We start from the raw sequence: 20960 nt of genomic DNA, 5'->3' as shown, positions 1-20960 counted from the left end.
GACTGAGGTGCTGAGTCACTGAGGAACCCGGCTACGGTCCTTGGGTGCACGCGTCGTAGCGGTGCACCGACTCCGGTGGGCGGTGGTCCTCGGTCATGCCCCACGCCTCGCCGGACTCCAGCACCCAACCGTCGTCGTGCAATGTCGCCAGAACCTCGTCGAGTTCCTCGGCGAAGTCGGGATCGGAGACGTAGAAACCGGTGTACTCCTCGACCTCCTCGCCGTCGACCACGGGGACCAACGGCTCGGTGACCTCCAGGTCGCTCTGCCGGTCCCGCGCCTGCCAGGCGAGTTCCTGGGAGTCACCGAGGAACGCGTCCACCTCGCCGTCCTCGACCTCACGGAACTCCAGCTCGGACTCCACGAGGTTCCCGGACGACACCCCCGCCGCCTCCGCGCGCTCCCGGTGCGGGCCGTTCGCGGAGACGCCAAGGACGAGGTCCTCGTCGACGACGTCCTCCAACCCACTCAAGGAGTCCGGATTGCCAGGCGGCACCAGCAGCGCGTCCAGCAGGCGGGCCACCGGAGCGGAGGTCGCGGCGCCGTCGAAGCCTCGACACGCCTCGCTGGTGAACGGGCCGTAAGTGATTGCCACGTCCGCCACCCCGTCCTGGAGCTGGCGTTTGACCCCGCTGTTGTATCCGGCACTGGAGACCTCCGTCTCCACCAGGGGGCGCCCCAGCTTCGCCGACGCCTCCCGCGCCACGGCCAGCAGGTGCTCCTGGCTCGACGTGAGCTCACCACGGGGATAGATGAGCACGAGATCGGTGTCCTCCTCGGCGGCGGAGCCCTCGTCGGCGTCGGACGCCTCCACGTCCCGATCGTCGTTGTCGACGTCGGCGCTCCCCGGCTCCTCCTTCGACACAGAGCCGATGCTGAGTGCGGTGACCACGGTCAGGGCCGCGGCGCCGCCGATGAGGGTGGCGAGGTGGGAGCGGGCCGGGGGAGAGGGAGCCCGGGGTGGGGACGGCGCGGAGGGGTCAACCATGGCGATTCCCTTGGGGACGCGGGTGTCGACTGTCAGTATCGCATCGCGGTTTCCGCGACGTGTGCGCATCTCATTACTCTTGGGGGATGGTCGAGGGTGGTGCCACCGAGAATCCGGTGCGAGAGGCGGAGGGCCCCGAGCGGGGCAGGTCCGCGACGAGCCACGACGTCGCGCGGCGGGCTGGAGTCTCGCAGTCCACCGTGTCGCTGGTGTTCCGTGGTGCCGCGCGGGGGCGGGTGTCGGCGGCGACCCAGGAGGCGGTCCACGCCGCGGCCCGCGAGCTGGGGTTCCGCCCCAACATCAACGCGCGCCGACTCCGCCAGGGCGCACCCCCCACCGTGCTGATCGGCGTCCCGGAGATCACCCAACCGTTCTTCGCGCAGGTCTTCACCGGTGCCCGCGGCGCCGCGCTCGCCGCGGGGTGCCGTGTCGTACTGTCCATGCACCCCGACCTCGACTCCGTCGCCGAGGACGTGGTCGGCCAGGGCGTGGACGCGGTACTGGCCTGCGCCCTCGGGGACGGCGGACAACCCCCGGACGCGGCCGTTCCTTTGGTGGTGCTCGACGCCGAACCGCCACCCGGCTTCCCCTCGGTGCGCTTCGACGTCCCCCCGCTGCTGACCGAGCTGGCCACCGAGCTCCACACCCTGGGGCACCGCACCATCGCCCACCTCGCGGCCGACGTCCCCACCGAGTCGTTCCGCGAACGCGCCGAGACCTGGCGCGCGGTGTGTGCGCGCCTGGGCATACGACTCCTCTCCCGTACCGCCCCCATCGAACGCTCAGGCGCGCGCGACGCGGCCCTGTCCCTGCTCGAGGGCACGCCCCGCCCCACCGCCGTCGTGTGTGACGACGACCAGATGGCGGCCGGCGTCTACAAGGCGGCGTACGCGACCGGGCTGCGGGTCCCCGAGGACATCTCCGTCGCCGGCATCGATGACGTCGACCTCGCCAGTGCGCTCACCCCGGAACTGACCACCATCGCGCTACCGGCCGAGGCCCTGGGGGAGCAGGGCATGAGACGCCTCATCGCGGTACTGGACGGGAGCCGCCCTCTGGCACCCGATGTCCTCCGACTCTCCGGGCGGCTCGTCCGGCGCGGATCCGTGGGGTCGGCACCGCGCTGAGGGCGCCGGCCCCTCACGTCCGATCGGAGGTGGGGGCGGCCTCGGGCCGCGGTTCGACCACGACGGTCCGCACGCGCAGCGACAACAGGCACGCCGCGGCGACGGCGATCACCGCGACTCCCAGCGCGCCCCGCGCTCCGATGACCTCGGCGCCGAAGCCCGCGAGACTCGTCCCTCCCGCACTCCCCAACGTGAACATCGACACCAGCCAGGCGAAGGCCTCCGTGCTCGTCCCTGAGGGCGCGATCCGATGCAGCAGCCCAAACGTGCAGGCGAGCACAGGGGCGAGGAACACGCCCGCCGTGAAGAACAGTCCGGCCATGAGGACCGGTGGGGGCGCGAGGAGCAGCGGCACGTAGCACAGGGCCAGACCGGCGAGCAGCACCCGGAACCGTCGGACCGGCCTCCGTGGGGGAGTGAGCAGGCCGTAGCTGAGGCCTCCGACCATGGCGCCACCGCCGTTGGCCGCGAGCAGCAGGCCGGAGAGATCGGGGTTTCCCGCCTCCTCGGCGTAGGCGATCGCGGCGATCGCCAGCACGCCAAGCGCCGCGCCCACGAACAGGAAACACGCCACCACCTGGCGGACGCGCGGTTCCATCAACGGACCGAGCCAGTTCGTGGTGCGCGGTACCGTGCGCCACCGCCGCACCGGACCGAGTGACGCGAACGCGATGGCACCCAGCAGGGTGATCGCCGCGGTCGCCAGTACCGCGTGCATCGGGTAGTAGATCGCCGCCACCAAGGCGACCAGGAGTGGAGCGGTGACGAAGATGAGCTCCTGCAACGTCGCGTCCAGCGAGTAGGCCGTCTCCCGCTGTGCCTCGTCGGGGACCAGGTCGGGCCACAGCGAGCGCAGTCCGGCCTCCAGCGGTGGGGTGAGCGCGCCGGAGAAGAAGGTCAGAACGGCGACTACCGCCAGTGGGCCGGTCGGGTCGAGCGCGATCCACACGAACGCGGCCGCCGATGCCAGCCCGCTGCCCACCAGCACCAGCGGCTGGCCGTAGTAGTCGACGAGGCGCCCCAGCACCGGCCCGCCCGTCGCCGTGCCCACGCCGTACAGCGCGACCAACCCGCCCGCGAGGGTGAAGTCCATGCCGGAGTGCCGGAACAGCAACGCCAGGGCGAGGATCGCCATCCCGTTGGGGAGTCGGCCCACGATGTTGAGGATGAGCGCCGACCGTACGCCGGGCCGCGCGAGCAGGAGGAGGTAGTGCCGAAACACGAGGTTCCCATCGTAGGTACTACGTAGTACGACCGGAGTTCAGGTTCCCAAACATGGGATACGACCGCAACCACTGGCGTACTGTGATCCCTCCGCGAGGGACTGGCGCTTCGGTCGCCTGGAGGACGGAGGGGGAGCGTGCAGGGTTGACGCACGGTACGAGCGATCCAGAGGTGGACGAGTACATGCTCGCCTGGGAGGAGTGGGACGGCAACGAGGACGAAGCGGCCTGGGAACGGGCATCGGCGGATGGGCTCGGCGACGCGTGGGAGGGATGATCACGGCCAGGGTTAGATCGCGGCGGCGCTGTCGGTGTGTGAAGGCGTCTCCTATGAACAACTAGGGTTCGCCGGACTCCCTGGCCAACGCGTAGGGGCAGCAGGCGCCAAATTCGAGTTTGGCCTTGTGTCCGCTTCCCTTCCCGTAGTCTCAGTACGTTCTCTTGGCGCTCGCGTGTTCGGCGGTGACCGGTACGATCTCCACCCCCGTCCGAACGAGGAGATCATCGAGCGGGCGCGACGAGACCGGGTCACGGGTGAGTTCCATGACCGCCGCGAGTACGTTGCCGCCGACATGAGACGGCGCCGTGCGGATTGAACGGCGTGGGCGAAGTCAATCCCTTCTGATTCGCCGTGAAGGATCGCGACAATCGCACTCGTGTCGAGGGTCACGTCGGAAGCCCTGTTTCCGGGTCGTACAGATGATCAGTGGACAGGGTCGCGGCTCCTGTTCGGGAGCGGAGCCGGGCGGCCAACGCGAGCAGGTCCTCCGCGAGCGTGGCATCCACCTCGTCTCGCTCTTCCGCCATGAGTCGCTCGCGTCGTTCACGTAAGGCGAGGATGACCGCGGTGGTCTTCGTCTCGCCGGAGAGTCTGCTGACTTCCGTGGCGAGTCTGTCGGCCTCGTCGTTCTTGATATTGAGACTCATGAACGGTTCCTATCTACACCTTCTTTACGGTCATTCGACCATGTCCTCCTTCAATGCGTTGGTGCTTTGAGTGGGCGACGCCATGAATCCCCGGCGGCGGTCCCACCGCCTCTACTCCACCCCCTGCAGCACCTCGGGAAGATTGTCCTCGTACACGACGGTGAGCACGCGGGTCGCCCGGGTGATCGCGACGTAGAGGTCCCGGGCTCCCATCGGCGACTGGGCGAGGATTTCCGCCGGATCGACGATGACGACCACGTCGAACTCCAGCCCCTTCGCCTGCGCGACAGACAGGACCGACGCGGGGGCGTCCAGGGCGGATGTCCCGGCCCGCTCGGCGTCGGGGAGGATCGCGGCCACCTCCGCGTGACGGGCGTCGGGCACCAGGACCGCGAGTCGTCCCGTTCCCGGATCATCGGGTTCCCGCACCCCGGCGAGCTCCCGCTCCACCAGTCCGGGCAACACGCGGGACAGCTGGGCGCCCCCGGCGCGTACCGACCTGGGTGCCTCGCCGTCGGTCCGCGCCGACGTCACCGACGCGGACTCGGGCGCGAAGCAGCGCAGGACCTCGGACGCGACGTCCATGATCGGCGCCGGGGTGCGGTAGTTGACCGTCAGCCGACGCTCGCTCCATCGGGACCCCAGATGCGGGCCGAGGGCCGTGCTCCAGGACCGCGCGCCGCCGGCGTTGCTGGTCTGTGCCGTGTCTCCCACGATGGTCAACGACCGAGTCGGGACGCGACGCAGCACCGTGCGCCACGCCATGGCGGAGAGTTCTTGGGCCTCGTCCACGATGACGTGACCATAGGCCCAGGTCCGGTCCCGTCCCGCGCGTTGCGCGGTGGTCTCCTGCGCTTTCGGGGCATCGGCCCGTTCGGCCAGGTCCTCGGCGGTCATGAGCTTGTCCTCCGCCAGTCCGGTGTACTCAAGGACCCCCTGGGCGTAGCGAAGGTCGTCCTCCCGTCGCTCACCCGCACGACGCTCGGCGGCGAGCCGCGCGGAGTTGTCCTCGCCGAGCAGTTCCGCCAACTCGTCGATGAGGGGGATGTCCTCAACGCTCCACGCGGCGGCCGGATCGGCCCGCAGCGCGTCGCGTTCCGCGGGGGTGAGCTCCGGCGCCGCGCGGTCGAGCACCTCTGGGGAGGTGAGGAGATACCGGAGGAACCCGGTGGGGGACAGGGGTGGCCACAGCGCGTCGATCGCCGAACGCACCGGCTCCTCGGCCCACAGCGCCGCGGCCGACAGGCGCAGATCGACGGCGTCGACGGGTTGGTCCAGTTGCCGGGCCTGGTCCTGGGCGAGCGCGTCGAGGAGTTCGGTGACCACGAGTTTGCGTGCCACGTTGTGTGGGAGCCGTAGGTCCCTGCCCCGGTCCCTGATCTCGCGACACACCGACGCGTTCACCGACAGCTCCATGTCGTGTACCTCGACGCGCAGCCGGGTCTTCGGGGCTCGCTGGTGCTGGGCGACGGCGTTGGCCAGCACGTCGACCATGCGGAGGTCGCCCTTGACGGCGGCAGTGGCCGGCCGGTCGGACGACTGGGCCTCCACACCGGGGTAGAGAGTTCCCACGGTCGTGAAGACCACGTCGGTCTCACCGAGCGCAGGGAGGACGTCGCCGATGTAGCGCAGGAACACGGCGTTGGGGCCGACGACGAGGATCCCACGCCGTTCGAGGATCTCCCGGTGGGTGTAGAGCAGGTAGGCCGCGCGGTGCAGCGCGGCGACGGTCTTCCCGGTTCCCGGGCCGCCCTGCACCACGAGCGCTCCGGAGAGCGGGGCACGGATGATCTCGTCCTGCTCCGCCTGGATCGTGGCCACGACCTCCCCCATGCGTCCGGTGCGTCCACGGCCCAGCGACGCCAGCAGCGCGGCCTCACCCACGAGGGCCGACCGCTCGTCGTCACTGAGCCGCTCGAGGTCGAACGCCTCGTCATAGACCCCGACGACGGTCCGGCCATCGGTGTGGATGTGGCGACGGCGGGTCACCGGACCGGGGGTGGCGGGGGTCGCGGTGTAGAAGTGCCGAGCGGCCGGGGCGCGCCAGTCCACCAACACCGTGGACTTCCACTCATCGCGCAGACCCATGCGTCCGATGTAGAGGCGCTCCCCCTCCTGGTCGTCGATCCGTCCGAAACACAGGCCCCGTTCGACCGCGGAGAGGCGGGCCACACGGCGCGCGAGCTCGTCGGCCCGGGCCTCACGGTCCATCAACGCGGAGTAGCCGTCGTTCCCGCCGCGCGCGAAGGCATTGTCCAGTTCGTCCTTGGCCAACGCGCGCTCGTGGTCCAGTCGCGCGTACACCATCGAGACGTAGCCCTGTTCCGTCCGGAGTGATTCGTCCACTTGACAACGCCTCTCATGTGGGGGACAATCTAAACAGGGCCTTTGTGTTGATGTCCTGGTTCAATCGTATCAGTGGGCGTGACGGCGCAGGTCTGTCCCCCGCGCGACCCCCGATCCGCTACACTGTCCTCCATGCGCACACATCACCTCCCACCCAGTCAGTGGTGGCGCCGCTCCTAGGCGGCGTACGGTTTCGCGCATTTCCGACCACAGCGACCGCCCGAACCGGCGGTCTTCGCGTGTGTCGACCCTGGTCCGGGCCGAGCCACTCCACAGTGACCCAGAGTGACCCGAGTATTGGGGACCGGCCTTGGACGAGAGCATCAACTACCGCACCGCGGGCGGGATCGACGTACGTCGGCACGCCGAGACCTGCGCGCCCGAAGACCTCACCGACCTCGTCGCGCAGGTGGAGTACCGCCGCGGCGGCGTGCTGTCCTCCGGGATGGAGTACCCGGGTCGCTACAGCCGCTGGCACCTCGCCTACGTCGATCCGTGCCTGGAGGTGGTGGCGCGCGGCCGGCGGGTCACCGTGACGGCGCTCAACGGCAGGGGACACGTGCTCCTGCCGTCCTTCGCCACCGTCCTGGGCAGGCACGGACCCACCGAGGCCACGCCCTCGGGCGACGGTGTGACGGTCCACGTCCCGCCGCCCGACCCGACCGTCGTGTTCACCGAGGAGCAGCGCAGTCGCCGCCCCACCGTCTTCTCGCCGCTGCGCGACATCGTCGCCCTGTTCGCGAGTGACACCGACCCGCACCTCGGGCTCTACGGCGCGTTCGGCTACGACCTCGCGTTCCAGTTCGAGCCCGTCGACCCCGTCATCCCACGGGACGCCACCGACCGTGACCTCGTGCTGCACGTTCCCGACGCCATCGTGGTACGGGACCGTAAACGGGAGACCTGCCGCCGCTACACCTACGAGTTCACCGTCACCGACGCCGAGCGCGAACGCTCCACCGACGGTCTGGACCGCGCCACCGAGCCCACCCCCCTCGCCAGGGAGGCGACGGTGCCGCCGCCTCCCGAGCCCGGGTCCTACGCCGCCGTGGTCGCGAAGGCCAAGGAGAAGTTCGCGCGGGGCGACCTGTTCGAGGTCGTCCCCGGCCACCGGATGCACGCACGGTGCGATTCCCCGGCGCGGTTCTACGAGCGGCTGCGCGACCGCAACCCCGCCCCCTACGAGTTCTTCTTCAACCTCGGCGAGGGCGAGTACCTCGTCGGGGCCTCGCCCGAGATGTACGTGCGGGTGAGCGGAACCCCAGGTGAGGGCCAACGCGTGGAGACCTGCCCCATCTCCGGCACCGTCCGGCGGGGGGCGGACCCGCTGGAGGACGCCGACAACATCCGGCAGCTTCTCACCTCCCCCAAGGAGGAGTCGGAGCTGACCATGTGCACCGACGTGGACCGCAACGACAAGTCACGGATCTGCGAGCCCGGCACCGTACGCGTCATCGGCCGACGCCAGATCGAGATGTACAGCCGACTCATCCACACGGTGGACCACATCGAGGGCACGCTGCGGCCCGAGTTCGACGCCCTGGACGCCTTCCTCAGCCACATGTGGGCCGTCACCGTCACCGGGGCGCCGAAGACCTGGGCGATGCGGTTCATCGAGGCCAACGAGTCCACGCCACGCCGCTGGTACGGGGGAGCGGTCGGGGTGATCGGGTTCGACGGCTCCATGAACACGGGACTGACCCTGCGGACCGCGCACATCGTGGACCGGGTGGCGTCGGTGCGCGCCGGGGCGACCCTCCTCTACGACTCCGACCCCGACGCCGAGGAACGCGAGACCTTCCTCAAGGCGCGGGCTCTGCTGGAGACGCTGGCCGACGAGTCCACGCCGCCCGCGCGTCCCGACGCAGCGGAAACCGACCGCGCGCGGCCGGGCGAGGGCATGCGCGTGCTCCTGGTGGACTGTGAGGACTCCTTCGTCAACACCCTCGCCGACTACGTGCGGCGCCAAGGGGCCGAGGTGACGACCCTGCGGCACGGGTTCCCACCGTCGGTTCTGGACGACCTCGTGCCGGACCTCGTGGTGCTCTCCCCGGGCCCCGGCCTTCCGCGGGACTTCGCGACCGACCAGCTCCTCAAGGAACTCCTCGCCCGCGGACTGCCGGTCTTCGGCGTGTGCCTGGGCATGCAGGCGATGGTGGAGTACGGCGGTGGCGAGCTGCTCACGCTGCCCGAGCCACGACACGGCAAGCCGGGGCAGGTGCGGGTCCTCGGCGGAGAGTTGCTGTCGGATCTCGGGGAGGAGATCACCGCCGCCCGCTACCACTCCACCTTCACCACCCCCGAACGCGTGAACGGTTTCACCGTGACCGCCGTCACGCGGGACCGGTTCGACGACGGACACACCGAGGACGTCGTGATGGCCCTGGAGGACCCGGACCGTGGCCTGTGGGGAGTCCAGTTCCACCCGGAGTCCATCCTGACGGCGGCCGCGGGCGAGCGCATCGTGGCCCGGGCGCTCACCCTGGCCCGCGGTCACACCGCTCGCCGCCAGCGATAAGGTCAGGGAGGCCACAGCGGGCAACAAACGGGGGAGAGAAGTACCGTGGAGTACGTTGAACCTGAGGTTCACCTGGTCGCCAAGCCTCAGCTCGACTACGCGGAGGTCGCGGCGTACCTGCGCGAGGTCGGCGGTGAGAACTGGATGCGCCGATTCGACAACGGCGAGATGGACGCGCATCTCAACGACCCACAGAACCTGGCCGAGTTCGCGGGACGTCTGTGCTACCGCTCCTGGGAGCCGGGCCTCAACCCCAACGTGACCCGGATCCGCACCGACCAGGGAGATTACCTCTCCAACATCCTCGCCAGCCTGCACGGATCAGTGCTGGAGCACCTGAACTTCAGCTTCGTCCTGCACAACGTGAGCCGCGTGTTCACGCACGAACTGGCACGGCACCGGCCGGGCGTCGCCATCTCCCAGGAGTCACTGCGCTTCGTCCGCTTGAGCGACCTGCCGTTCTGGTTCCCCGACTGGGCCCGCGAGGACCCGGAACTGGTGCGGCGGGCCGAGGCCCTGCTGGAGCAGATGGAGCAGTTCCAGGGGTGGATGGCCGAGCACTTCGGGCTGGACGAGGAAGGGGTCCCCTTCAAGGAGAAGAAGCACAAGACATCCTTCATGCGTCGCTTCGCACCCGAGGGGGTCGCCACCGGTTTGGTGTGGTCGGCGAACGTGCGGACACTGCGCCACACCATCGAGGCGCGCACCGCGCCCGGCGCGGAGGAGGAGATCCGCCTGGTCTTCGCCAAGATCGGCGAGATCATGGCCCGTGAGACGCCGGCGCTGTTCGGTGACTTCGAGGTGATCGACGGGGCGTGGACGCCCAAGTGGCGCAAGGTCTGAACGATCTGAACGAGCCGTGCGGGTCGCACCCGCCGGACGGTGGGAACGAGGGGGCCGCCCGTGTGGGCGGCCCCCTCGGCGTTCACCCGAGCCGACATCCGATGTCGTCCGATTCCCCCGCCGGCGCCGCTCGGCCGTCAGTCCGTGGTCCGGTCGGCGTCGTCCTCTTCCTCCGTGGCGAGGATCTGGTACAGACCGCGCTTGCTCTCCGCGACCAACTGCCGGGCGCGCTCCAACTGCAGGTCCGTGCCCACGTCCAGTACCTGGTCCACGGCGACGGAGAACCGGTCGGCCGCGTCACGGAACCGCTCCGCCGCGGTCGACACCGGCTCCACGGGCTCCGTCTCCGGCTCCGCTGCCGGCGCGGACGCAGGGGCGCCCTCGGCCGGGAGCCGCATCGTGTGCGTTTCCTCCTCCGCCGTGGGAGCGGGAGGCGCGGGCGGGGCGGTATGGGTCGGGGCCGCCGGGGCCTCCTGCGCCCACACACTCCACAGCGGGACCAGCGACTCCGCGTGCTGGGTGACGTACTCCCGGCCCTGCTCGGTGAGCTCGTAGGGTCGCTGTCGACTGAAGCCACCACCGCTCATGGCCAGTCGGATCAGGCCCTCGGTGCTCAACTGCTCCAGGAGTGGGTACAGATCGGCGTCCGCCAGCCGCCAGTTGTTCCCGGTTCGCTCCCCGACCTCCTTGATGATCTCCAAACCGTTGTACGGCTCCTCCGTCAACAGAGTCAGGACCACTGTGCGGATTTGGTCCTGCGTCGAATGCGAGGCGTCGGACGACGTCGCTGCCATTACTCTCCTTCGTACTTGCGGTCGGCCTTCGGAGCACCGCGAAACTCCGACGAATTGTGTGTGTCGTCGGAAAGGCCCCCGTTGCGGTCGCCAAGTCTTCCAGACAATTGAGGGGAAGATCGAACACGTCCCGGCGGGCTCGGAGCTGAGGAGCGGCGGGGCGTTCGACGTTCGGGTCGTGGTACGGCCTCGGCGCGTCGTCACAGCCGACGGAGGGCGACGCGAATCCGGAGGTCAGCCGCCGCCGTTGCGCTCGGCGGCGCGAATCCCGGCCGCGCAGGCACGCTGGACGGACCGGTGGTTGCGCAGTCGGGCCAGGACACCGAACGGTTCGAGTGGTCCCGTCGGTCCACCTTCGGCCACGGACGCGGTGAGTGTGTCCTCCCTGAGCCGGCCTCCACGACACCAACGCTCCCAGCGTTCGAAGTCGGGGCTGTGGGCGTGGGCGAAGGCGAACGCGCGCTCGGTGCCGCCGGCCAACGTGTGGCCGTCCCGCGCCCACAGGGTGATCTCGGAGCGGTCCCAGTCCGAGGCGGTGACGACGTCAACGCGTGGCGCGTCCTCGGTGCCCCGCACCAGCACGGCGTCGGTGGGACGGTCCCGCTTGGGCAGCTCCCGCTCGTCCGTGACGTCGGTCAGCCGCACGATGACCCGGCCGATCCACCACCAGTTCTCCCTGCGCGCCATCAGGCTGTCGGCACGCAGACGGGTGGGTGGGTGCTTGACGACCTCCTGCTCGAGGAGGTTCTCCACGAACCGGTCGCCGTCGGTGTCACGTGTGATGTCGACGCGCCCGGTCAACGTCATCGCGGGGGTCTCCTCCCTCAGCGTCGATCCGTCGGAAACGCTGAAGGTCGCGACGCCGGACCGTAGGCTGTCGAGCGCATCGGCGTGCGCGAACGGTAACGCGACGCATGGTTGTCCGTCCCAATCCAGCGGGACGACCGGAATACCCACCGGGCCGGTCGCGGCGACCCACGAGAGTTCGCCGACGGTCGATCGCCGCCAAACCGTGACAAGTTCTTGCACCTAATCCCCTAGGTGTGTGGACCGACTGATGTTAATTTCTTGTGAACTTAGCCGATCGTGAGGTTGGGCTGAACTCCCCGCACACCAAGAGCCGGGCACATCCCCAACCCGGCGTGGATCGATGGAGGCGACACAATGCCCGCGCCCGTCGTCGTGATCACCGTGCTGGCGCTGTTCGCGGTGGGATACATCTATTACTCGCGGTACCTGGCGACCAAGGTCTACGCCCTTGACGCCGCCTACACCACGCCCGCGCACAGTTATCGGGACGGAATCGATTTCGTTCCGACGAACAGGCACATCGTTTTCGCGCACCACTTCATCTCCGTCGCGGGCGCCGCCCCGATCGTCGGCCCGGCGATCGCCGTCCTGTGGGGGTGGGTCCCCGCGCTGATCTGGATCGTGGTGGGCACGATCTTCGCCGCGGGAGCGCACGACTTCGGAGCGATCGTCGTCTCGGTTCGCCACAAGGCCCGCAGCATCGGCACCCTCGCCAGCGACGTGGTCAACAAACGCGCCCGCGTTCTGTTCCTGCTGATCATCTTCTTCCTGGTCACCATGGTGAACGCGGTCTTCGCGATCATCATCGCCGGTCTCTTCATCGCCCAACCGGGTTCGGTCCTACCAATGCTGGTGACCATTCCCCTCGCCATCGGGGTGGGCCAGCTCATCTACCGACGGGGCACCGCGGCGATCGTTCCCTCGATCATCGCGCTGGTGCTGGTCTACGTCTGTATCCCGCTGGGTCTCCAGTTCCCGATCACCGTCGACCCGATCGCGAACGCGGTCGGACTCGAACCGGCGACGGTGTGGATCCTGTTGCTGTTCGTCTACGCCTTCTTCGCCTCGAGGCTCCCGGTGTGGATGCTGCTGCAGCCCCGCGACTACATCAACCAGCAGCAGATGCTCCTGGGTCTTGGCATCATCATCCTCGCGGTTTTCGTCACCTGGCAGAACATCGCCGCCCCCGCCATCAACGACGTTCCGGCGGGCACGCCGCCCATCTTCCCGATCCTCTTCATCACCGTCGCCTGCGGCGCGGTCTCCGGATTCCACAGTCTCGTCGCCTCCGGCACGACCTCCAAGCAGCTCGACAAGGAGACCGACGCCCGCTACGTCGGCTACATGGGGGTGTTGGGCGAGGGCACCCTCGCCCTGTGCTCCATCATGGCGGTCACGGTCGGACTGACGCTCTTCGCCAGCAACCCGACCGCGGAGTGGCACGCGCGCTACCCCGACTGGACCACCGCCGGGACCGACGCCCCGGGTCGTTTCGCCGAGGGCGTCGGCAACTTCACCGCGGCGCTGCTCCCCTTCCTCGAACGCGACACCGGGATGGCGATCGGCACGGTCTTCGGAGCCGTGGTGGTCATCAGCTTCGCCATCACCACCCTGGACACCTCGGTGCGTCTGCACCGCTACGTCATCCAGGAGATCGCTGACATCCTGCGGTGGAAGCTCATCGCCCGGAACATCACGCTGGCCACCCTGATCGCGATCGCGCTTCCCTTCGCCCTCGCCATGGCGCCGGGAGACTTCGCGCTCGGAACGTTGTGGCGCCTGTTCGGCACCACGAACCAGCTCACCGCAGGGCTCGCCCTCGCCGTCATCGCGGTGTGGGTCACCAAGAACCGGCGTAACCCGATCATGGTGATCATCCCGCTGGTGTTCCTCGTGATCATGACGACGTGGGCACTGGTGACCCAGGCCATCGAGTTCCTGACCTCACCGGAGCCCATCGACGCCTTCGTTCTCGGCCCGCTCGACCTGATCATCCTGGGGCTCGCGATCTGGCTCATGGTGGAGGCCGCCATCGCACTGGTACGGGCGTGGTCGACACGCGACGCCGCCCCCACCGCCACAGAGGACGCCAGGCCCGTGGACAAGGCGGCGGAGCCAGGCGAGTCGTGACGGGGGGCCCGCGCGTGTCCGTGCCGCTACGGTCGTTGGTGGCGTGGTTCGGCCACACGCACCAGGCGCTGTTCGTCTCGCCCGCCCGTACCCAGGCTCGACGCGAGGCGCGCCAGCGCCAGGACACGCTGCGGGCCCTGCTGCTCCTGGAGTCCCTGGGGGTGGAGGGTCCCGTCGCCTACGAGACCCTCGACCTGCTCCCCTACCTGGTCGCGGACCTGCACGAGTGGCACTTGCGCCTGGGGCGGGACCAGTTCGGGGTGCCCGGGGGGTGCTGTTGAGACGCGGCTGGTGGAGGTGGCGCGGTCGCGCATCCGCGCGCGGCACCGAGTGGGAACCCCACGGCGCCCCCTCGATAGTGCTCTTCGGCGGCAAGGGCGGCGTCGGCAAGACCACCCTCGCCGCGGCACACGCCCTGAACTGTGCCGACGCGGGGATGCGGACGCTGTTGATGTCCACCGACCCCGCCCACTCCCTCGGTGACGCCCTCGGCGTGCGACTGGGGGATCGTCCCGTGCGGGTCGCCCCCGACCTGTGGGTGTGCGAACCCGACGGCCCGACCGCCGTGCGACGCCGGATCCGCCGCATCGTCGACGACGCCTACGCCGCGCTGCCGCGGGAGATCATGCCCGCGGTCGAGCGGCACCTCAAGCACGCCGAGGCCGCTCCGGGAATGGCGGAGTCCGCGTTGACCGACCTGCTCGTCTCCGCGATGGAGGACGTCCCCGACCGGTGGGACCGTCTGGTGGTCGACAGCGCCCCCACCGGCCATCTCCTGCGCATGATCGAGCTGCCCACACTCATGGCGCCGTGGGTCCACGGGCTGACGGAGCAACGCGAACGCGCCCTGGCCACCCAGACATCCGACCCCGGCGACACCGAGGGCGCGACGTCGGACCACGGAGACGACCCGTTGCTGGACCGCCTGCGTGCGCGGCGGGACCGGATGGAACGTGCGGCGCGGCGACTGCGTAGCGACGCCGCGGTCCGCCTCGTCCTCCTGCCCCGACGCGTGGTCCTCGCCGAGACGGTTCGGGCCGCTGACCACCTGCGCGAATCAGGGTTCCCCCTGGCCGGTCTGGTCCTCAACCAGGTTCCCCCGGACGCCGACCCCGCCGTCCTCGCGGCGGTGCGCGCGGCGTTCCCCGACCTCCCGATGACCGAGGTCGCGCTGCGCCATCCGGAACCCACGGGAGTGGACGCCCTGCGCGGACTGCTTTCCTGACCCACGGACCCACGGACCCACGGACCGGTCGGGGTTGCGGAAAACATCTCACTGTTCTACGTAGTGGATTCGTGGTTGCGCTGGTCGTGGGCCGACAGCCCCCGGGAGGTGCGCACGGGGCGCGCTGGACACGAGTGCGTCTGTCTTTCGGTGGAGGTACCCCGGGCCACGGTTTGGGTAGGCTCATCAGCGAAAGCCAGGAGGTTGGGGTGGCGATCCATACGAGTCGGGCTGTGGCCCCCAGCGCGCGCGTCTGGACGGTTCCAAACGTCCTCAGCATCGCGCGCCTGCTGGGCGTGCCCGTGTTCCTCTGGCTCGTCCTCGTCCCACAGGCCGACCTCTGGGCACTCCTCGTCCTGGCGCTGGCGGGCGTCACCGACTGGCTCGACGGCAAGATCGCCCGGGCCTGGAACCAGATCAGCCGGCTCGGCGTCATTCTCGACCCGATGGCGGACCGGCTGTACATCTTCGCCGCGGTCCTCGGCCTCGTGGTCCGCGACGTGGTTCCGGTGTGGTTGCTCGTCGTGCTCGTGGTGCGCGACGTGTTCATCGTGGCCGCGCTGCCCCTTCTCCGCCACCACGGCTACGGGCAGCTCCCGGTGAACTTCGCGGGCAAGGCGGCGACCCTGTGTCTCCTCTACTCCTTCCCGCTGCTGTTCGTCGCGGACTACGCCGGCCCCCTCTCCATCGCCGCGCAGGTCACGGGATGGGCGTTCGCGATCTGGGGGACCGGACTGTACTGGTGGGCCGGAGGCCTGTACGCGATCCAGACGTGGCAGTTGATCACACGCCAGGACCCATCCACGGGCGGCGGGGGCGCGGTGTCACGGGACACCGCGAACGGGTCGCCCGACTCATGACACCCTGAACGCGCTGGGCCGCGTTGTCCGGCGCGCGGAAGGAGCGGGAACAGCGATGAGAGCCGTCGTCATGGCCGGGGGCGAGGGGACGCGTCTGCGTCCCATGACCGCCAACCAGCCCAAACCCCTGCTGCCCGTCGTCAACCGCCCCATCATGGAGCACGTGCTGCGGCTGTTGCGCCGCCACGGCTTCGACGACACCGTCGTCACCGTCCAGTTCCTCGCCACCCTCGTGCGCAACTACTTCGGGGACGGTGAGGACCTCGGCATGCGGCTGCGGTACGTGGCCGAGGAAGTGCCGCTGGGCACCGCCGGGAGCGTGAAGAACGGCGAGGAGTACCTGCGCGACGCCCCCTTCATCGTGATCTCCGGTGACGCGCTCACCGACATCGACCTCGGCGACATGGCCCGGTTCCACCGGGAGAACGGCGCCATGGTCACCATCGGATTGACCCGCGTGCCCAACCCGCTGGAGTTCGGCATCATCATCGTCGACGACGACGGACGGGTCCAACGCTTCCTGGAGAAACCCACCTGGGGCCAGGTGTTCTCCGACACCGTCAACACCGGCATCTACATCATGGAACCGGAGGTGCTGGACCACGTCGCCGCCGGTGAGGTCGTCGACTGGTCGGCCGACGTCTTCCCCCGCCTCCTCGAGCAGGGAGCCCCCCTCTACGGCTACGTCGCCGACGGCTACTGGGAGGACGTCGGTACCCACGAGAGCTACCTGCGTGCCCAGGCCGACGCGCTCTCCGGCCGGGTGCGCCTGGACATCGACGGCTTCGAGCTCTCCCCCGGGGTGTGGGTGGGCGAGGGGGCCGAGGTCCACCCCGACGCCGTCCTCAAGGGCCCGTTGTGCGTCGGTGACTACACCAAGGTCGAGGCCGGCGCGGAACTGCGCGAGTACACCGTCCTGGGCAGCAACGTGGTGGTACGCCAGGACGCGTTCCTGCACCGGGCGGTCGTCCACAACAACGTCTACGTCGGCGCCAACACCAACCTGCGTGGCTGCGTCATCGGGCGCAACACCGACATCATGGCCAGTACCCGGGTCGAGGAGGGGGCCATCGTCGGTGAGGAGTGCGTCATCGAGTCCGAGGCCTACCTCTCCGACGACGTGAAGGTCTACCCGTTCAAGACGATCGAGGCCGGCGCCGTCGTCAACACCAACGTCGTGTGGGAGTCGCGGGGCCAGCGGTCCCTGTTCGGGCCGCGCGGGGTGTCGGGTCTGATCAACGTGGAGATCACGCCGGAGCTCGCGGTGCAGCTCGCCAGCGCCTATGCCACGACCCTGAAGAAGGGGTCCATCGTCTCCACCTCCCGTGACGCGTCCCGGGCCGCGCGTACGCTCAAGCGCGCCGTCATCAGCGCGCTCACCGCCGGCGCCATCGACGTGCAGGACCTCGAGGTGGTCCCGCTGCCGGTCGCCCGCTTCCACACCGGTCGCAGTGGGGTCGCCGGCGGGATCGTCCTGCGCACCACGCCCGGGGACCCCCAGTCGGTCGACATCGTGTTCCTGGACGAGCGGGGCGCCGACCTCTCTCCCGCGGCGCAGCGCAAGCTGGAGCGGGTCTTCACCCGCAAGGAGTACCGGCGCGCCTTCCCCGGGGAGATCGCCGAGCTCTCGTTCCCCACCCGCGCTCCCGAGAGCTACGCGCACGAGCTGCTGCGGTGTCTGGACACCAGCGGCATCGCCGAGGCCGAGCTGAAGGTCGTCGTCGACTGCGCCGGGGGAACGGCGTCGCTGCTGCTTCCCGGTCTGCTGGGCCGGATCGACGCCGAGGTCCTGACCGTGAACAACCGACTCGACGAGGCCTCACCCACCGACACCGTGGCCAAACGGATGCGCGACATGGAGCGGCTCGGCGAGCTGGTCTCCTCCGCCCGAGCCGACCTCGGCATCAGGTTCGACCCGGTGGGGGAGCGGCTGTCCATCGTGGACGAGCACGGTGGCCTGGTGGGCGACGAGCGGGCCCTGCTCGTGGTGCTCGACCTCGTGGCCGCCGAGGTGGGCCGCGGCAGCGTGGCGTTGCCCGTGACGACCACGCGACTGGCCGAACGGGTGTGCGCCGCCCACGGTGTCACCGTGCGCTGGACCCCGACCGCCACCGCGGAATTGACCAAGGCGGCGATGGACGAGGAGATTATCTTCGCCGCCGACGGACGCGGAGGATTCGTCTTCCCCGAGTTCACCCGTACCCCTGACGGGATCGCCGCCTTCGTGCGCCTGCTGGGCCTCGTGGCGCGTGCCCGGCTGTCCCTCAGCGAGATCGACGCTCGGATCCCCAGGGAGCACCTCCTGCGCCGCTCGGTGCCCACACCGTGGGCGGTCAAGGGAAGCGTCATGCGTGCGGTCGTGGAGGCCGCCGGCGACCGCGAGGTGGACACGACCGACGGAGTGCGGGTCGTCGAACCCGACGGAAGCTGGGCCCTCGTACTGCCCGACACCGCCGAGCCCGTCACCCACGTGTGGGCCGAGGGACCGGATCGTGACGCAGCGCAGCGACAGTTGGAACACTGGGTGAACGTCGTCGAGGGTGCCGAGGGGTGACGCGGTGCCCCGAAGGTGCAAAGCACGGCCCGTGATGGTTTAGAGTCGGGTGTTCCAAACGGTTCCAGCACGGTAGAGGGGAAGGGACCGACGACGCACCGTAGCGACACCCACGGTCTTTGGTCCCGGCGTGGACCGAAGGCGGCACCGCGGGTAACGTGAGGGCGAGCGAGTCACAGCCTGTCGCCGGGCCCATCACTCCTCCGGACGCGTCCGCGCGTTCGCGTACGCTAGCCCATTGATCGAGCACCGCCGCGTGCGGGAGGAGGACGAGCCGAGAAGATGCCAGGCGTTCACTGCACGCAGTGCGGTCACGCGGTCCCTGATGACGCGCGCTTCTGCTCCAACTGTGGTTCCCGAATCGCTGCGCCCGCCGGCCAACAGGGAAAGCCGGCGCCGCGTAACGAGCGTGCCGGCGAGACCACGTCGACGATCTCCATCGCCGGGATCCAGGCCTTGGACACCGAGGGAGAGTCGGGGGCCGAGGACGCCGAGCCCGACCTCGGCTCGGTGGACGCACTCCCCGCGGGGACGGCGCTGCTGGTGGTGAAGCGCGGCCCCAACGCGGGCAGTCGGTTCCTGCTGGACAGCGACGTGACCACGGCGGGCCGTCATCCCAACAGCGACATCTTCCTCGACGACGTCACCGTCTCACGGCGCCACGTCGAGTTCTACCGACGCGGCGGTTCCTTCGGCGTACGCGACGTGGGCAGCCTGAACGGCACCTACGTCAACCGGGAGCGCATCGACGACGCGGAGCTGGGCGGCGGGGACGAGGTCCAGATCGGCAAGTTCCGACTGGTGCTCCTCACCAACCCACGCCAGGGCTGACGGGCGGCACCCGGAAGGCTTCGTGGCGTCACCAGGTAAGGTTTGGACGGGGGGCGGACCGGACAGCTTGTACGAAGAGGACACAAGCGGACGCGGCCGGCCTACTCGGGCGAACTTCGCGGTCTCCGTGCGCGGTGAGCGGCGGGAAACGTGAGGGTGAGATGACCACGCATCCGGGTGCCCTCCCGAACGCGACGAGTCGTGGGACGGAGCCGCAGTGAAGCACATGGAGGTTGTCGGCGTCCGGGTGGAGATGCCGTCGAATCAGCCCATCGTCCTGCTCAAAGAGTCCGATGGCGAGCGGTACCTACCGATCTGGATCGGCGCTGTGGAGGCCACGGCGATCGCGCTGGCTCAGCAGGGCGTGGTTCCGGCGCGGCCACTGACACACGACCTGTTTCGCGACGTTCTCGAGGCGTTGGACGCCACGCTGAACACGGTCAACATCACCGGGTTGCAGGACGGCATCTACTACGCTGAGCTCGTGTTCTCCAACGGGGTCGAGGTCAGCGCGCGGCCCTCGGACTCCATCGCCCTCGCGTTGCGGATGGGGGCGGCGATCTACGCTCGTGAGGACGTGATCGACGAGGCGGGGGTTCCGATTCCCGACGAGCAGGAGGACGAGGTCGCTCGATTCAAGGAGTTCCTCGACCAGATCAGTCCGGACGATTTCGGGCGTACGACCTAAACCCGTTCGCGGATCTCGCGACGCGCCGCGCGTGTCGTTGACGCTTTACGGCCGACCGGCCTACCTTCATCAAGGAGCAACCTGCGGCGTTGCATCGTTTCTCCCCTATCGGATGCCGCGGGTCGAGGAGCCGGAGGTTCGGCGTGGCGGTAACCAGAGGCAAGCGGCAAGCCGCCGAGCACAGGCCATCAACGTTCCGACGATCCGGGGAACCGGAGCCGTTGTGTGACGAAGAGGACGTGTCGGCACTGTCCACGGACATGGGCTACCGAGGGCCAGCCGCCTGCGCTGCGGCGGAGATCACCTTCCGTCAGCTCGACTACTGGGCGAGGACCCGTCTGGTCGAACCGAGTCTGCGCTCGGGCACCGGCGGCGACGGGCTGCGCCTCTACAGCCTCCGCGACATCCTGATCCTCAAGGTCGTCAAACGACTGCTCGACACGGGCATCTCGCTGCAGCAGATCCGCGCCGCGGTCCACCATCTCCGCAATCGGGGAACCAGTGACCTCGCCCAGATCACCCTCATGAGCGACGGCGTGAGCATCTACGAGTGCTCCACCGCCGAGGAGGTCGCCGACCTGCTGCAACACGGGCAGGGCGTGTTCGGGATCGCGTTGGGCAAGGTGTGGCGGGAACTCGCCGGCAGCGTCGAGGCCATGCCGGGTGAAACCCTCGACGCGCCTGACCCCGCCGGGTTCCCCGCCGACGAACTCGCGCTTCGCCGCCGTCGCAAGACCGGTTGAGATCCCTCCCTCACCGCCCACGCTCCGAATCCCACGGACTCGCACCCGTCCTGTCGCGGTGACGCACCGCGTGTGAATGATCGCTCTGGGTCGTAGGAGTGTTTCGTGTTCCGCGTGAGAGGCGTTGTCCCGACCCGTGAGGGGGTTGGTGGTTGGGTCGCCGCACCCGGCACGAGTTATGATGGGATCACAAGTTAACCGGTGTCGCTATTGGGGTGACACCACAATGTGCCGCTGATACCGCGCGGGAGAGTCCCCACACAAGGGGGCGCCGAAGGGGCAACATCCCCGGAACCTCTCAGGCCACCGGACCGCGTGGTGGAGGCCACTCTGAAGCCACCCGGCGACAGAGG

At 69.3% G+C, this 20960-nt stretch carries 18 protein-coding genes and 1 riboswitch; of the genes, 12 read left to right on the top strand and 6 right to left on the bottom strand.

What is annotated here, in order from left to right; all coding sequences use genetic code 11:
• Positions 1-31: 31 nt before the first annotated feature.
• Positions 32-988, bottom strand: coding sequence for a type 2 periplasmic-binding domain-containing protein (locus tag J4H86_RS04020; RefSeq protein WP_236542162.1), 957 nt, complete (start codon positions 986-988; stop codon positions 32-34).
• An 86-nt stretch (positions 989-1074) separates the two neighbouring features.
• On the opposite strand from J4H86_RS04020, the gene J4H86_RS04015 reads away from it, so the two are divergent.
• On the top strand, positions 1075-2115 hold the full coding sequence (locus J4H86_RS04015) for a LacI family DNA-binding transcriptional regulator (protein WP_236542161.1): 1041 nt from the start codon (positions 1075-1077) through the stop codon (positions 2113-2115).
• Positions 2116-2128: 13 nt separating this feature from the next.
• Here the strand turns inward: J4H86_RS04015 and J4H86_RS04010 are convergent, their stop codons facing one another.
• A complete protein-coding gene (locus J4H86_RS04010) occupies positions 2129-3337 on the bottom strand; it encodes an MFS transporter (protein WP_236542160.1) in 1209 nt (402 codons plus the stop codon).
• A gap of 146 nt (positions 3338-3483) precedes the next feature.
• Between J4H86_RS04010 and J4H86_RS27205 the strand changes: the two genes are divergently transcribed.
• Entirely contained in the window at positions 3484-3615 is a 132-nt protein-coding gene (locus J4H86_RS27205) for a hypothetical protein (protein ID WP_269134528.1), read from the top strand.
• A 389-nt stretch (positions 3616-4004) separates the two neighbouring features.
• On the opposite strand, the gene J4H86_RS04005 is transcribed toward J4H86_RS27205, so the two are convergent.
• Positions 4005-4265, bottom strand: a complete 261-nt coding sequence (locus J4H86_RS04005) for a type II toxin-antitoxin system VapB family antitoxin (protein WP_236542159.1) — start codon at positions 4263-4265, stop codon at positions 4005-4007.
• 111 nt (positions 4266-4376) lie between these two features.
• On the bottom strand, positions 4377-6611 hold the full coding sequence (locus J4H86_RS04000) for a HelD family protein (RefSeq protein ID WP_330932485.1): 2235 nt from the start codon (positions 6609-6611) through the stop codon (positions 4377-4379).
• 310 nt (positions 6612-6921) lie between these two features.
• Here J4H86_RS04000 and J4H86_RS03995 point away from each other — a divergent pair, with 310 nt between their 5' ends.
• Complete coding sequence (locus tag J4H86_RS03995; RefSeq protein ID WP_236542158.1) at positions 6922-9129, top strand: anthranilate synthase component I; 2208 nt, start codon at positions 6922-6924, stop codon at positions 9127-9129.
• A 45-nt stretch (positions 9130-9174) separates the two neighbouring features.
• Positions 9175-9972: an FAD-dependent thymidylate synthase gene (thyX, locus tag J4H86_RS03990; protein WP_236542157.1), complete on the top strand. Its 798-nt coding sequence runs from the start codon at positions 9175-9177 to the stop codon at positions 9970-9972.
• Positions 9973-10109: 137 nt separating this feature from the next.
• Here the strand turns inward: thyX and J4H86_RS03985 are convergent, their stop codons facing one another.
• Both J4H86_RS03985 and J4H86_RS03980 read right to left on the bottom strand, forming a co-directional pair.
• Positions 10110-10766, bottom strand: coding sequence for a PadR family transcriptional regulator (locus tag J4H86_RS03985; RefSeq protein WP_236542156.1), 657 nt, complete (start codon positions 10764-10766; stop codon positions 10110-10112).
• A 234-nt stretch (positions 10767-11000) separates the two neighbouring features.
• Positions 11001-11573, bottom strand: a complete 573-nt coding sequence (locus J4H86_RS03980; protein WP_330932484.1) for a hypothetical protein — start codon at positions 11571-11573, stop codon at positions 11001-11003.
• Positions 11574-11930: 357 nt separating this feature from the next.
• On the opposite strand from J4H86_RS03980, the gene J4H86_RS03975 reads away from it, so the two are divergent.
• From J4H86_RS03975 to J4H86_RS03940, 8 genes are all read left to right on the top strand, one after another.
• Complete coding sequence (locus tag J4H86_RS03975) at positions 11931-13706, top strand: carbon starvation CstA family protein (protein ID WP_236542154.1); 1776 nt, start codon at positions 11931-11933, stop codon at positions 13704-13706.
• A gap of 38 nt (positions 13707-13744) precedes the next feature.
• Positions 13745-13987: a cory-CC-star protein gene (locus J4H86_RS03970; RefSeq protein WP_394356498.1), complete on the top strand. Its 243-nt coding sequence runs from the start codon at positions 13745-13747 to the stop codon at positions 13985-13987.
• Entirely contained in the window at positions 13978-14931 is a 954-nt protein-coding gene (locus J4H86_RS03965; RefSeq protein WP_394356442.1) for an ArsA family ATPase, read from the top strand. The genes J4H86_RS03970 and J4H86_RS03965 overlap by 10 nt, the downstream gene beginning before the upstream one ends.
• Before the next feature lie 233 nt (positions 14932-15164).
• Positions 15165-15791, top strand: a complete 627-nt coding sequence (locus J4H86_RS03960; RefSeq protein WP_236542153.1) for a CDP-alcohol phosphatidyltransferase family protein — start codon at positions 15165-15167, stop codon at positions 15789-15791.
• A 55-nt stretch (positions 15792-15846) separates the two neighbouring features.
• The gene (locus J4H86_RS03955; RefSeq protein WP_236542152.1) at positions 15847-18345 is read left to right on the top strand and encodes a mannose-1-phosphate guanyltransferase; all 2499 of its coding nucleotides are present in this window, start codon (positions 15847-15849) and stop codon (positions 18343-18345) included.
• A gap of 282 nt (positions 18346-18627) precedes the next feature.
• Entirely contained in the window at positions 18628-19176 is a 549-nt protein-coding gene (locus J4H86_RS03950; protein ID WP_236542151.1) for an FHA domain-containing protein, read from the top strand.
• Between the two features lie 217 nt (positions 19177-19393).
• Positions 19394-19864: a bifunctional nuclease family protein gene (locus J4H86_RS03945; protein ID WP_236542150.1), complete on the top strand. Its 471-nt coding sequence runs from the start codon at positions 19394-19396 to the stop codon at positions 19862-19864.
• A gap of 143 nt (positions 19865-20007) precedes the next feature.
• Entirely contained in the window at positions 20008-20607 is a 600-nt protein-coding gene (locus tag J4H86_RS03940) for a MerR family transcriptional regulator (protein ID WP_236542149.1), read from the top strand.
• 235 nt (positions 20608-20842) lie between these two features.
• A riboswitch (glycine riboswitch) is annotated at positions 20843-20931 on the top strand.
• Positions 20932-20960: the final 29 nt, after the last annotated feature.

This window comes from Spiractinospora alimapuensis (assembly GCF_018437505.1).
GTDB lineage: Bacteria > Actinomycetota > Actinomycetes > Streptosporangiales > Streptosporangiaceae > Spiractinospora > Spiractinospora alimapuensis.
Note: the sequence above shows the minus strand (reverse complement) of the source record. Positions and strands in the feature narration are given on the sequence as shown.

Bases quoted from the DNA above. Each gene is read 5' to 3' on its own strand.
- J4H86_RS04020 (WP_236542162.1), bottom strand. From the start codon at position 988: ATGGTTGACCCCTCCGCGCCGTCCCCACCCCGGGCTCCCTCTCCCCCG.
- J4H86_RS04015 (WP_236542161.1), top strand. From the start codon at position 1,075: ATGGTCGAGGGTGGTGCCACCGAGAATCCGGTGCGAGAGGCGGAGGGC.
- J4H86_RS04005 (WP_236542159.1), bottom strand. From the start codon at position 4,265: ATGAGTCTCAATATCAAGAACGACGAGGCCGACAGACTCGCCACGGAA.
- J4H86_RS03985 (WP_236542156.1), bottom strand. From the start codon at position 10,766: ATGGCAGCGACGTCGTCCGACGCCTCGCATTCGACGCAGGACCAAATC.
- J4H86_RS03980 (WP_330932484.1), bottom strand. From the start codon at position 11,573: ATGACGTTGACCGGGCGCGTCGACATCACACGTGACACCGACGGCGAC.
- J4H86_RS03975 (WP_236542154.1), top strand. From the start codon at position 11,931: ATGCCCGCGCCCGTCGTCGTGATCACCGTGCTGGCGCTGTTCGCGGTG.
- J4H86_RS03955 (WP_236542152.1), top strand. From the start codon at position 15,847: ATGAGAGCCGTCGTCATGGCCGGGGGCGAGGGGACGCGTCTGCGTCCC.
- J4H86_RS03950 (WP_236542151.1), top strand. From the start codon at position 18,628: ATGCCAGGCGTTCACTGCACGCAGTGCGGTCACGCGGTCCCTGATGAC.